9 protein-coding genes and 1 pseudogene are annotated in these 13,439 nt (G+C 41.8%); 3 read left to right on the forward strand and 7 right to left on the reverse strand.

Going from position 1 to position 13,439, the window contains the following annotated elements; all coding sequences use genetic code 11:
- Positions 1-23 precede the first annotated feature (23 nt).
- From ALT761_RS10600 to ALT761_RS10625, 6 genes are all read right to left on the reverse strand, one after another.
- On the reverse strand, positions 24-683 hold the full coding sequence (locus ALT761_RS10600; protein WP_013783969.1) for an SDR family oxidoreductase: 660 nt from the start codon (positions 681-683) through the stop codon (positions 24-26).
- A gap of 241 nt (positions 684-924) precedes the next feature.
- Positions 925-1,674 (reverse strand): 3-deoxy-manno-octulosonate cytidylyltransferase, encoded by a 750-nt coding sequence (kdsB, locus tag ALT761_RS10605; RefSeq protein ID WP_129738604.1) that lies wholly within the window; start codon positions 1,672-1,674, stop codon positions 925-927.
- A gap of 7 nt (positions 1,675-1,681) precedes the next feature.
- A complete protein-coding gene (locus ALT761_RS10610) occupies positions 1,682-1,876 on the reverse strand; it encodes a Trm112 family protein (protein ID WP_013783967.1) in 195 nt (64 codons plus the stop codon).
- A gap of 16 nt (positions 1,877-1,892) precedes the next feature.
- Positions 1,893-2,894 carry a tetraacyldisaccharide 4'-kinase gene (lpxK, locus tag ALT761_RS10615; RefSeq protein ID WP_129740617.1) on the reverse strand — a complete coding sequence of 334 codons (1,002 nt, stop codon included), beginning with the start codon at positions 2,892-2,894 and terminating at the stop codon, positions 1,893-1,895.
- Positions 2,895-2,903: 9 nt separating this feature from the next.
- The gene (gene msbA, locus ALT761_RS10620; protein WP_129738606.1) at positions 2,904-4,649 is read right to left on the reverse strand and encodes a lipid A export permease/ATP-binding protein MsbA; all 1,746 of its coding nucleotides are present in this window, start codon (positions 4,647-4,649) and stop codon (positions 2,904-2,906) included.
- Positions 4,650-4,741: 92 nt separating this feature from the next.
- Complete coding sequence (locus tag ALT761_RS10625) at positions 4,742-7,297, reverse strand: DNA internalization-related competence protein ComEC/Rec2 (protein WP_129738608.1); 2,556 nt, start codon at positions 7,295-7,297, stop codon at positions 4,742-4,744.
- Positions 7,298-7,366: 69 nt separating this feature from the next.
- Between ALT761_RS10625 and ALT761_RS10630 the strand changes: the two genes are divergently transcribed.
- Entirely contained in the window at positions 7,367-7,903 is a 537-nt protein-coding gene (locus ALT761_RS10630) for a DUF2062 domain-containing protein (RefSeq protein WP_057791593.1), read from the forward strand.
- A 200-nt stretch (positions 7,904-8,103) separates the two neighbouring features.
- Here the strand turns inward: ALT761_RS10630 and ligA are convergent.
- Positions 8,104-9,114, reverse strand: a pseudogene (ligA, locus tag ALT761_RS10635) (NAD-dependent DNA ligase LigA); the annotation flags it as partial.
- Positions 9,115-9,227: 113 nt separating this feature from the next.
- On the opposite strand from ligA, the gene ALT761_RS10640 reads away from it, so the two are divergent.
- Entirely contained in the window at positions 9,228-11,414 is a 2,187-nt protein-coding gene (locus tag ALT761_RS10640) for a hypothetical protein (protein ID WP_052009988.1), read from the forward strand.
- A 3-nt stretch (positions 11,415-11,417) separates the two neighbouring features.
- Positions 11,418-13,439: a hypothetical protein gene (locus tag ALT761_RS10645; protein WP_052009989.1), complete on the forward strand. Its 2,022-nt coding sequence runs from the start codon at positions 11,418-11,420 to the stop codon at positions 13,437-13,439.

A 13,439-nucleotide genomic window follows, 5' to 3' on the forward strand; every position in this document is an offset into this window, starting at 1 on the left:
ATCAGACGGATGTTACTGCGCACTTACCAAGGCAGTTCATCACCATTTGAATGTATAAAACGCCCTGCGCTATCAAGGGTCATTTCGTCGATACGAGCGACCAATCTTTCAGCAGAAGTATCTGCATCAATATCGCCGCTGCCATTAACCATTTCAGTTTGAACAAAGCCTGGGTGAAACAAACCTACCGCTATTCCTTCTGGCTTGAGATCGTTCGCTAGTGACACACCAGCAGCATTTAACGCCGCTTTCGACATTCTATACCCATAGTAACCGCCAGAAGTGTTATCAGTCATAGAACCCATTCTGCTGGTGATCATGGCTATTTTACTGTTGTCGGCCATTGATGGAAGAAGAGTTTGTGTGACAAGCAGAGGCCCCATCGCATTCACTCTAAACTGATAATCTATGGTATGAGGTTCCCAGTCGTCTAAGGTTTCTTTGCCTAACACACCTGCGTTATTAATGAGCAAATCAATCTTAACGTCTGCTAGCTCCGCTAAACTATCAGCCAGCGTATCTGGCTGCGATACATCAACACCCGTTATCACTTTAACGCCAGATGAATTAAGCTCATCACAACTATTGCGACAGGTGGCGTACACCGTCGCGCCTTTCGCTTTATATTGCTTAACCAGGGCTAGACCAATACCGCGGTTACCCCCTGTAATGACTACGTTCATTTTAACGCTCCCTATTTATATGCTGCACGCTACAAATATAAATACAAATACCAGTGCTATGCCGAAAAAAGTCGATGGCATGTATTCACACTGAAAGCCTGTGTTAACCATTTATTGGCAATGATTAATTAGCCTTTCAGCAGGCTAATCATTTTTGCATTTGAATACCGGAATATCTTTTGGCTTTTTTTGATGATTACTCGTTTTTTGAGCCGCTAAAAAAGCGAATAAAAAGCGCGGCCTACCCTAACGATGCCAGCAAACGCGCAAGATCCTCAGGCGTGTCTATGCCAACGGGTGGTTTAGCATCTGCTACGTCGCAATGGATTTTGTCGCCATACCACAATGCCCTAAGCTGCTCGAGAGATTCAATTTGCTCAAGGGCACTAGGCTGATAACTAACATACTGCTGCACGTATTGTGCACGGTACGCATAAATGCCTATATGTCGAAAATACAATTTAGGATCAGCACTTTGACGGTTTTCCATCATACGATCACGTTCAAATGGGATAGCGGAACGAGAAAAATACATCGCCTCTTTATGTGCATTTACCAATACTTTAACCATATTAGGGTTAAATACATCGTCGCTTTCTAAAACAGGCGTAGACAAGGTAGCCATCACACATTGAGGTGCATTCGACAAATTACTCGCCACTTGCTTAATGTTTGCCGCCGGAATGAAAGGTTCATCGCCTTGTACATTAACCACAATGCTATCAGCGGCAATGTTTTCTTTCTCAATTACCTCGGCAATACGTTCGGTGCCAGACTGATGTGTATCGGCGGTCATACATACATGAGAAAATTGGTTAGCAACATCGGCAATGCGCATGTCGTCAGTGGCGACAATGATTCGCTCAGCACCCGCTTCAGTGGCACGTTCTACCACATGCTGAATCATGGGCTTGCCGTTAATATCAGCCAGAGGTTTACCTGGAAAGCGGCTAGAGCCATATCGTGCGGGAATAACTACTGTAAATGCCATCACACACCTATCGCGTTGCGTCTACTTCATCGAGTGTCATTACCGTTGCTTTACTTTCGATAAGCACCGGAATACCGTCTTTAATATCGTAAGCTAAACGGTCAAAGCGGCAAATTAGCTTATCTTTTTCATCATTAAGCACCAACTTGCCTTTGCACACTGGGCATGCCAGTACTTCTAATAATTTGTTATCAAATGCCATTGTATTTCCTTGCTTGCTAAGGCGTCATTGTTAAGCCAGCATTAACCAGCTTGTTATCTATTTGTGTGAAAAACTTCTTATCGATACTTGCTGAAACGGGCAAATACCAACAATCGCTGTGAGCGATATCACTTAACTTCACTGCATCTTTTTCGGTCATTAGCACAACGCCCGATGGGATATCATCTGCGGTAAATTGATGATGGTCGGGAAACGGTAATGCACTGGACAAGTTTAACCCCATACTCGTTAACTGCGAGAAAAAACGTTCAGGCGCACCAATACCTGCCATGGCAGTAATATTCTTACTGCGCAAGCTAGTCAACTCAGCCTGCTCGGTGGGGTTTGTAACAGAGCACACTTCACCGGCTACCAACTTCATAAGATACTGAGGTGTCTGGCCTGCTGTAAGGTCTGGTAACGTATTGTCAGCACGGTTATGCACAATGGCATCTACTGTTGCCAGCCGCCAGTGACCTTCCCTAAGCGGCCCCATAGGTATTAAAAAGCCACTGCCGGTTAAACGCTCGTCCATTACCACCACTTCAACATCTCTTGCTAATGCATAATGTTGAAGGCCATCATCACAGATAATAAGGTCGCAATTAAGATCATTTGAAAGATAATCGGCGCCCCGGCTACGTATAGGGTCAATCACCACGGGTACTTGACTTCGAATGGCCAGTAGTCGAGGTTCATCCCCTACTTCACTGGCATCATCATTAGCCGTGACTTGACGAGGATAATAGCTAGACTTCCCCCCATACCCTCTACTTAAAATACCAACTCGAACACCTTTTTCGCGATAATACTGCGCAAGTGCAAGTACCACGGGTGTTTTACCGTTCCCGCCAACCGAAATATTGCCTACGACAATAACTTTAGCACGGCCTCGATACACCTTTTTCAGACCGGTAGAGAACAAAAACCTTCGAAAAGCTGATAACAGCCAGAAAAGTATCGCAAGTGGCGATAACAGCCACACTAGCGGGTGACCAGCGTACCAGCGCTTCACCATACGACTCACTTAGTTATCACCAAACTGCAGCGCGTGCAGCTGAGCATAATGCCCACCTTTTTCAAGTAACTCCTGATGCTTACCACTTTCAATAATGCGACCTTGCTCAACCACCATGATAGTGTCGGCATTTTCAATCGTCGATAACCTGTGGGCTACCACAATACTGGTGCATCGTTTTTGTAATGTTTCTAGTGCATCTTGAATAAGTCTTTCCGATTCCGTATCTAGCGCCGAGGTCGCTTCGTCTAAAATCAGAATAGGCGCATCGGCTAAAATAGCGCGGGCAATAGCGATACGCTGACGCTGTCCGCCAGACAACATAAGGCCATTTTCACCAATAACAGTATCGATACCTTCAGGTAAATTACCCAAAAACTCATCGACGTGAGCCATTTTGCAGGCTTGCTCAATTTTGGCCTGCGACACGGTTTCTTTTGCACCATAAGCAATGTTATTGGCAATAGAATCGTTAAACAATGTTACGTTTTGCGACACTACCGCAAACTGCGCCCGTAGTGATTTTAAATCGATACTGTCTAAAGGGTTGTCATCCAACCTGACTTGCCCACTTTGTGGTGAATAGAATCGGGTAAGCAGCGACGAAATGGTCGACTTTCCGCTTCCAGAACGCCCTACCAAAGCAACAGAGTGGCCAGGTTCTGCGGTAAACGACACATTCGTTAACGCAGGCGAATGCTTTCCAGGGTAAGTAAAGGTCACATCATCGAATTCAATTTTACCGACTGCACGCTCTAGTTTTATGTCGCCTGAATCAGCTTCGTTTTCTTTATCTAGAATTTCAAACACGCTCACGCAGGCAGTCATGCCTTTTTGAAACTCATTATTAATCGTCGTCAGTTGTTTTAAAGGTTTAAGTAGCATCACCATACAAAACACCACGTTAATAAATACACCCGCAGAGAGCTTTTCAACCATGCCAGGCGTGCTGGCAATATAGAGCACTACAGCTAACGCCACAGATGCAATAACCTGAATAGATGACACACTTAAAATCTGGGTAACCGCAAGCTTCATGGTTTGTTGGCGGTTATTATTATTTTTCTGCTCGAAGCGTTTTTGTTCGATGGTTTGCCCACCAAACATAATGACCACTTTATGGCCTTTTACCGCCTGCTCTACCGCAGATGTTAAATTGCCCATCGCTTGTTGAATGTTTCGACTCACCACTCTAAAGCGCTTACTCACGAATGAGACAATAACGGCAACCAAGGGACCAATTAACAAGAAAATAAGAGATAACTGCCATGAGTAATAAAACATGACCGCGAGTAATCCAATAACAAGTGCCCCTTCCCGTACCAAGGTTAACAAGGCTTTACCAGAAGCATTGGCAACTTGTTCTGTGTCGTAGGTCACTTTACTAATTAACGCGCCCACTGCTTGGGTATCGTGGAAAGACACCGGCAAATGGATGTATTTATCGAACAACTGTTGTCGCATGCGCATGACGACCTGCGAACCAATCCACGTTAGTGTGTAGGTACCAAGAAAGTTAAATAGGCCCCTTAATAAAAACAACGGGACTATCGCATACGCAGCTAATCGTAAGTACGCCTGATCATTTTTCCCTAGCGACTCATCAATCATGGGCTGCAATTGTGCAAATACGAAAGTATCTACCGCGGAGTAGCCCACCATGCCAATAACGGCAACGAAGAAAGGGAGTTTAAATTCACGCAGATAGCGTAAAAAGCGTTTAACCTGGAAGGCCGACGGATCGGTTTGTTGCATCAAAGTGTTTTAACCTGTTCGTTATTCATTACTTTCACCCTCGCTATTGTACTAGTACTTGAGTCATTTCCCTAATCAACCCCATGCTTTGATTAAAAATTTTCCTCTTTCTTCATTTCAGATTCTGAAGAAACAAGGTGTCTAGGTGTGTAACTTGGCAAATACCAACGGTTTTGGGCGTCTTTTCGTTCTGACCTAACTATATAGCCACCTTCTGTGAACTCAAGTCGAATGAAACCAAATTCGCTGGTGGTAAATTGGCGAACGCCATATTTCTGATAGCGAGAAAAGACCGATTGGCTTGGAAATTTCCACCTATTTTCATATCCTTGGGTATAAATAACCACATCAGGAGAGACGCGTTGAATCCATATGTCGGTAGATGAAGTTTTACTGCCATGATGAGGTGCAACTAACACATCAGCACGCACTGCTGTTTTTTCAACGTTGCTTTTATTATCTTGAATACCGTTTGTTCCCGCTTCAATTCCCGCTGCCATTCGCTTTTTTTCTGCATGTAGTATGGCGTACTCACTGGCTCGTTCAATATCGCCAGGAATCAGAACACTGTGGTGTCCATCCTCAATTTTAATCACGCAAGACATAGCATTATTGTCTTTTTGATTTCCTTTTTCAGGCCATAAAAAGGTAAGCGTTAACCCTTGCCAGTTAATTACCCTTCCTCGCTCACATCCGTCTATCGGGCTTATCCATGCGGGTTTAATACCTTTGGTGTCTAACCAGGCACTCAATGCGGCTTTTCCTCCTGCATGATCAGTATCGCCATGACTGTGAATAACCATATCTACGTGTTCGCTGTTATTTTGCTTCAGGAATGCAGGTATAACCTGACTCGCTAATGGCGCTTCACCGTTATACATAGGCCCTGTATCAACAATGATGGCATGTTCCCCTTTGGTTAACGCGATAGCAGTTCCCTGGCCAGCATCAAACACGTTAACAAACCATCGAGTTGGAGAAAAATGAATAAAAGAGAGACTAACTGGCAGTATTAGCAATAACACACAGGCCCATTTGTATCGCCACCTGGGTAAAATGGCTAATAACATGGCGATAAGCAGGCACAGCATTGAACCCGTGGTGGGATAGAAGTGAATTGCGCTTATTGGCCAAGATGCCGCGTCGCTTAACCAGGTTAAAAGCCAGCCTAATACCTTATCTATTTTAAGTAGCACCCAAATAGCACAGTCTAAGCTTGTAGGAATATAATACCCCGCCATTACTGCAAGCAGTGCCACAGGAAGAACAAGCGTAATAACAGGCAATACAAAAAGATTAGTGATAATGCCAATAGTGCTAGCCGTACCAAACCACAATAGCGTGATAGGCGCCATTACAACGCTTACCCCTAATTGAATGCAAAATAAAGCTTTGTACCACGGCATTGCCTGGAATCGAAATCGCCAATTCAGCAGCCAAATACTTATCACCGCGCCTATGCTTAAATAGAAACTGGCTTGTAGCAACGACAAGGGAAACAACACAATACAAGTAAACAACATGAAAACGCCCATATGAAATGGCCGTAACACACTATTAAATACAGCAAAGCCAATACCCACCACCAATAAAACAAAGGCTCTGACTACTGGCAATGCTATCCCGCTTAACATCACATACAGTGCCGTACTACAAACCAAAGTCATTAATACGTAGCGCCTTAGGTTTATGAAATCGTACTTCCTTTTTATTATGCTACTGGCAACAAAAATAAGCGCGCTACATACATAAAATACCGTCATGGCGATAATGGATAAGTGCATTCCCGATATACTGAAAATGTGCGCGGTACCGGTTCGCCCAATCGTGTGCCAGTCGTCTTTGGTTAACAGACTACGCTCACCAATCAATAACGCCTGAAACCAACGCATTTGATCAAGTGGCAGCGTAGATAAAAAAACGGATATGTTATGACGAACACTATGGTTGTGAACCACGGCTTCACTGTGTAAATGTTTGATATAACCCGTAGCCACAATTTCTTGGCTGGCAAGGTATTGTTGTCGATTGAAGCCTACTGGATTCAGCGTGCCGTAGGCCGGTTTTAATTTTGCTGTGGCAGTGAATTTGTCTCCGTTGTGTAAACAGGTACCCATCATGCGATGGCTCAATGTCATTTTTCGAGTGAACTTCAGTGCTATATCGTCTATGGCGTTGACGTTGACGACATACGACATATATCGCGGTTCATCTTTTTCATACTCTGCGTTTACTGCACTGTCGATATTTTCCGCGTTTTGTGTGTGTACTCTATTTTCTTGATTATTCACGACGCTTTTTTGACCACTTAGACAGCCTCCCCGGTCAACCGTCGCATTAATTGTGACATCTTGTTGAATTTTGCTCTGTGGTAGTTGCCAAGATAGGTGCCAATACCCTAAACTCGCCATCCATGTAGCACCTATTAATGTGCCACTTACTGCAATAAGTACAAACTTCATCCAAGACGTTTGTTTACCGCCGCTTATTGAATAAAGGTAAAAATTGCACTTTGATAGGAACAGCAGTACACCACCACCTATGGCAAGCGTCATCACTAGGTTTAGCGATGGCAACTCGGGCCATAAAACAGCGGTTGTTGCGCTAACACAAAAACTGCCACACCAAATTGTGATACGATTTACCATTGTTTTACGTAGCAATAAATATAGATGGCTGAATGTAGCCCATATGTTGATAGTTAACGAACGAGTGTTATGCCTAAGAAATTTATTAGACGTTTCCTGCCTGAACCGCAGGCTGTAAAGAACAACAAAATTCTGCGCGTGTTTGGCAGCGTTTTGCACGAACCTAATTTATGGCATTTAAACAGACGTTCAGCGGCAGGCGGATTTTGTATCGGGCTGTTTTTTGCGTTTTGGCCTGTGCCCTTTCAAATGTGGCTTTCTGCGGGCGTCGCCATTCCTTTTCGTGCGAATTTACCGCTATCGGTAGCCACGGTATGGGTTACCAATCCTTTCACCATACCGCCCATATTTTATGCTGCTTATAAGATTGGTTCTACTGTACTTGGGACCAAGCCTGAACACTTTGAATTCCAATTCAGTTGGCAATGGGTGGTGGAAAGCATCAGCACTATTGGCCCCGCATTTTTGGTTGGCTGCGCAATTTGTTCCATCATCGCCAGTGCCGTGGGGTATTTCACCCTAAACTGGATTTGGCGTTTTCAGGTTAAAAAGGCTTGGGAACGCAGAAGATTGGCTCGTGCGAAAGCCAAAGTGCAAGCACAGTAGCCAGCTCCCCCTACCATAGGCAGGCGGACGCTTAGGCTACGAGTTCTTAGTACGTGCCTAAGTACATCAAATCATACACACGCAGACATGAAAAAGGCGCTCTTAAGGCGCCTTTTTTCATTTGTATGGTTTGCGTTCTGTTAATACTGACTGCTCAAACTGTGCTAATTATAAAGGCTAGTCATGCTCTGCTAAAAAGGCTAGTCATGCTCTGCTAAAAAGGCGAGTAACTTAGCTTCATCCCACACTTCAACATCTAGCTCTTGTGCTTTGGTAAGCTTAGATCCCGCTTTTTCACCAGCGACCAAAAACGAGGTATTTTTCGATACCGAGCCTGCCACTTTAGCCCCTAATAATTGCAGTTTCGCTTTAACATCGGAGCGGCCCATTTCACTTAATGTTCCTGTGACTACACAGGTTTTTCCATCAAGCGGTAACGCACTTTGTGGTTTTTTCTCAATTGCAGGCCAATTAATACCCGCCTCTAGTAAGGCATCGATAACATCGGTGTTGTGAGGTTCGTTGAAGAAGTTATGCAAATGCGCCGCAACAATACCACCTACATCTTGCACTTCAATGAGTTCATCTTCGCTGGCGTTACGAATTGCCTCAAGGGTTTCAAAGTGCAAAGCAAGGTTCGCTGCCGTGGCCTCACCGACTTCTCTAATACCTAACGCATATAAAAACTTCGCCAATGTGGTAGTTTTCGACGCCTCGAGTGAAAGCAACAATTTGGCTGCAGACTTTTCGGCCATGCGTTCAAGGCCAACCACATCGCCCAATTTAAGATTAAAGAAATCTGCAGGGCTATGCACTAAATCGGCATCAACGAGTTGATCGACCAACTTATCGCCTAAACCGTCAATATCAAATGCTTTTCGTGAGGCAAAATGCTTTAACGCTTGCTTGCGCTGCGCCGCACAAATAAGACCACCTGTACAACGAGCAACCGCTTCGTCTTCCAGTTTTTCTACATTAGAGCCACAAACTGGACAGTCTGTAGGAAAAACAATGTCTTTAACGTTGTCATCTCTTTTGGCTTGTACCACAGAAACCACTTGGGGAATAACGTCACCCGCGCGTCGAATAATAACGTAGTCGCCTACTTTCACCCCTAGTCGGTCAATTTCATCTTGATTATGTAGCGTGGCGTTTGACACAGTAACACCGCCAACAAACACGGGCTCTAATCTTGCCACTGGCGTTACAGCTAAGTGTCACCAGAGCAACCTAATTTCAATTAGAGAACATCCGGTTATATTAGACTTTATATCAAAAATAAAATAGCTTCACCTATTTGAAAACATACAGGTAGGAAATGCAAATGGATACGACAATGAGCTTAGATGAAAAATATGCCTTTATCAAAATCCATTATGGAGAGTCTATACACGGTGGCACGGTTGAACTGTTCAAAGAAATAAGCTACTCCCAAGTCATGAAAATATCAAAAAATCTTGTTGCATATAGCAATATCCTCTGCCCTGTATTGCTATCTAGTGGTAGAAAGGACTTAACTTATTGTTTGAAACTTGTAGCTATAGATTTAAGCCAGCGACTTGCTAAACCTACTGCATATTCAAACTTTATATCACTAAAAACACATATTATTAAATTGATAGAGCGTGGCGATATAACTTGGGTACCTTATTCTACAGAACATCTCTCTTTTCTCAGTGTTGCTATCCCCAAAATGACTTATGAAGAACTTAAAAAGCAAGCAATCCCTAGAAAAATTCAATTAGGATTCAAGCATGTAAATCCTAAAATTGGAGTATTTAAAGAAGTCCTGAATAAAACATGTAGCCCTGAAATCTCTGGCGCTTTGATAAATCACGCGATGGCATACAAGAAGAAAACGAAGCAGAGGATAATAGCTCAATTAACAGATTTTCTTAACGGTATAACTACAGATAAGCCTGATTGGTATAATCATCCACTGGTTTTACAAAGTGAATTAATTAAGTTCCGGGCGAACCTGCTTGACCGGTATCAAAGAAATACAGCTTATTTGCATTTCCATATTATTAGTAAAGCAATAAGAACACTAATGGAACAAGGACTACTAGACAGCCAAATAGACCTGCCTGACAACTATAAGGGGTCATGGCGTGATCAAACATTGCATGCAAACAATCCCTTAGTATCTAGCTTAGATTTATACGATTTAAAAAGTATATCTTCTAATAAAGATACGCCACGATTTCTCGAACTGTTGAAAAAAGAAATCCATACGAACCTTGCCTGCTTGACGGATGTAGCAAAAGATATTGTTTGGAAAGGTTATCAAGATTATTTATTAGGATCCGAAGTTGTTACTCAATATAAAAATTTCATTGTACAACATACAGATAAAAACATTGATATCGAAGCTGAGCTTGCTCCCAAGTTTCAAGCTAAATTAAGCGCGATTTGGCCAGAAAACAACATATCTGACTTTTTAACATCTAAGCGCGTTGCGTATTATGACAGCAACTATGAGTTTTATATCGCAGGTGGGACCAATGACCCAAATAGCCCTTACAAAGTAAGTAATTCTGTAAACAGATATTTGGGACTGACCATAGAAGTAGCTTCAGCTATGCAAACGATAATCGTGGAAGAAATTGGCATCAATCCATTTTCTCTCTACGATATCTCGATATCATCTGACGGGGTTGGTAGAGAGTTTGTTCAAATTACTGATGAAGGGTCTGTCCGACTTCGCGCTTTAAAAAAACGCGCAAAACAATCAAAAACAAGGAAAGCTAAAGGAGGCCCCGTCTTACTCTCACAGATACAAAAATCAGATATAGATGCTGCTACTTGTCTGAAAATGGCTTTAGAAATGACAAGTAGAGCCAGAAATTCGAGCGAAATTAGAAAGCTTTGGATAATTCGGACAGCAAATGGGGTGCAACATGTTTCAGACACTGCATTTCAACATAACTTTAACAAAATGAAAGCGAGCCTACCTAGTGAAAATAATGCCTTACAACACTCAACATTAAAAAAAATAAGAGGTTCCAAAGGGGTGTTAATATTTCTTCAATCAAGAGGGGATGCATTGAGAACCGCAAATTACTTAGGTAATAAAGTCGAAACAACCTTAAATAGATACATTCCCCCTTATCTATCAGAGCTAATCTATAGAAATAAAATTAGAGCGTTTCAAAATATATTGCTATACATGGCGATTGGTTTGGAAGATTCGCCCTCAGACGCGCTTAATATGAGTGAGGAGGAATTAAAGTCTCAGCTTGAAGTTGCTTTTAACAATGAAGATATGGGTGGTAATTTTTACGACAAACTTAAAAACCCGAATGATGAAAATACCCAGAATAAAGAGGTGTATTTTTGTGTTTCTATCGACAATATAAAAACAGCTCTTATCTATATTAAAACTGGTAGTGATCCGATACTTAAGGAGCAATGTGTCAATGCTGTTTCAGCAATATCTGAAAGCACTGTCATAATGAAACAAATGCTCCGAACTGCTCAACTTGCAGTGCAAAAAAGCGAGGTTAAATAAAACATGAGTGAAAGTGCAAATTTAATAGACGATGATTTTGTTGACTTTTCCAAATTGATTGATTCCGCAGGAAAGTTTGAATACGAAATGCCCAGATGGCTATTAAATGACAATATTTACGACCAAGAATGGTTAGCTTCAAAAGTGGCTATAGATATTGACTACTATCGTAAGAACAAAAACAAAGCACTAAAGATAAATTTTAAAAGAAAGATTTCTGACGTGGAGTATTTGACTGACGGAAATAATGAACCTTTATTGAAAGACATTATGCATAGCTTATTATACTTGGACGCACGAGGAAAAATAACACGACCATTAAGAGCTAAAGCCATTCTGGTCGCCATTACAGACTTAATTAAACATGCTAATGAGGTTCGGCAAAAAAAATCAAGATTGCTTGTACGGGGACTAGATCAAATAAAATTAAACGAGCTTAAAGATTTTATTATGGATTATAATACACAGCCTCATGTATTTGCTGCCGCCCTTAAAATCATAGATTTGAACTATGGTTCATCTTCACGAATCGACTGGATTAAGATAAAAAATGAGCTTAATTTAACAACAAGATCACTAATGTCATTGCAGCACTCTTTGAAAAAACACTATAAGAGTAACCCACCTAAAAACGATAAGAGTTCTTATCAAGAAGACCACTCAGTGACAAAGAAATGGAACCAACCCAATAAGGTTCGTGAATTTCAACCTGCGAATACAATGGATTTCGATATAGACACAGATTTACAACCTTCAGAAAAGACAATATCAAATATAGTATCTTTGCTTGAGGCGGTCTACACAGCAAGGGCATCTCAAAAGTATAAATTTGCTCACTCGCCCGCAGCATTATTTAGCAATGGTGAAACTCTGTTTGATAGCATGAGACAATCAATAAAAACCCCCATAATGCCTACTTCTAATTACCTGCATTCTATTTCAACAAGCCTTAAATTTGCTAGGAAGTATGGTTATGCTATCCGCCAGCATTTATCCGTTCTTGCGAAAAATGAGCTTAAAAAAGTAGATAACAGCGACGTTTACCGCTCAAGCTCATCATTACAAGAGGAAGTGTTTAAAGAAACACCTTTGCCAGACGTATTAAAAGAACTGAATATTACGTCGTGGTGTGACGACAATTTGGTGTGCTTCAGCCAATTTAGACGAGAAATGTCCATGGCCGTTGCGATAAGGTTATATTTAGCCTCAATTTACATACTAGTAGCAGGTTTTGTTGCTAGTAGAGTTATGTCTATGAGAAGTTTAAAACGGAACTGCTTTGTTCAATCGCCTATTGATGGACTTTTCGATTTAGTCTTAAGAATTCCAAAAACTTCTGAACGTATTGAACTTGAAGATGTTCACCGCCCAATACCAGACTTGATATTCGATTATGGCTTAGAGTTTGCACTTTTAAATAATGTTCTAGAAGAGAGAAGAGGCTTTATTGTAGATGAAAACGAACAGTTCTTATTTGGTGGTTTTTTGTCACACACGTCTTTTAAAGCCTATACATCAGAATTTGCTCAATCGCGTGTTACCCCTCTCAGCGATGATTATATAAATGGTTGCCTAGACTTGTTTGCAGACTGGAGTTTCTCTCCCTTAATTAATGGAAAACGATGGTATCCAAGAAGTCACCAATACCGACGAACGTTTGCTGTACTGTATTTCAACATGACTGACAATACGGGGTTAGAAGAATTGTCCTGGTTTTTGGGGCACGCTGACCTAGAGCAAACTTTTCACTACGCAGAAGTATCTCCAAGTTCCGAGTGGATTGACGAAGCAGAAGTTACAATTGCAAGGATTGGTGCTTCTCTTGGTAAGGCGATACTGGGTGATTCAAGCGTAACAAATATTGTAAATACAGCTCGTAAAAAAGCAAAAACATCTCTGGTAATTGAACCTTTAGTAAGAGATTTGATCGATGAGCATAAAAAAAATACTGGTGAGACAGTTCGATTTCATCGAATTGAAGGAAATGCTGTGTTTTTTTATTTTCAGAAAAAAGAGGCATATTGA

The sequence above is a fragment of the Alteromonas sp. 76-1 genome (genome assembly GCF_900654235.1).
GTDB classification, from domain to species: Bacteria; Pseudomonadota; Gammaproteobacteria; order Enterobacterales; family Alteromonadaceae; genus Alteromonas; species Alteromonas naphthalenivorans.

What these genes read in the sequence shown, in the direction of transcription:
- ALT761_RS10600 (WP_013783969.1), bottom strand. Translation starts at nt 683, where the DNA reads ATGAACGTAGTCATTACAGGGGGTAACCGCGGTATTGGTCTAGCCCTG.
- kdsB (WP_129738604.1), bottom strand. Translation starts at nt 1,674, where the DNA reads ATGGCATTTACAGTAGTTATTCCCGCACGATATGGCTCTAGCCGCTTT.
- ALT761_RS10610 (WP_013783967.1), bottom strand. Translation starts at nt 1,876, where the DNA reads ATGGCATTTGATAACAAATTATTAGAAGTACTGGCATGCCCAGTGTGC.
- lpxK (WP_129740617.1), bottom strand. Translation starts at nt 2,894, where the DNA reads ATGGTGAAGCGCTGGTACGCTGGTCACCCGCTAGTGTGGCTGTTATCG.
- msbA (WP_129738606.1), bottom strand. Translation starts at nt 4,649, where the DNA reads ATGCAACAAACCGATCCGTCGGCCTTCCAGGTTAAACGCTTTTTACGC.
- ALT761_RS10625 (WP_129738608.1), bottom strand. Translation starts at nt 7,297, where the DNA reads ATGGTAAATCGTATCACAATTTGGTGTGGCAGTTTTTGTGTTAGCGCA.
- ALT761_RS10630 (WP_057791593.1), top strand. Translation starts at nt 7,367, where the DNA reads ATGCCTAAGAAATTTATTAGACGTTTCCTGCCTGAACCGCAGGCTGTA.
- ALT761_RS10640 (WP_052009988.1), top strand. Translation starts at nt 9,228, where the DNA reads ATGGATACGACAATGAGCTTAGATGAAAAATATGCCTTTATCAAAATC.
- ALT761_RS10645 (WP_052009989.1), top strand. Translation starts at nt 11,418, where the DNA reads ATGAGTGAAAGTGCAAATTTAATAGACGATGATTTTGTTGACTTTTCC.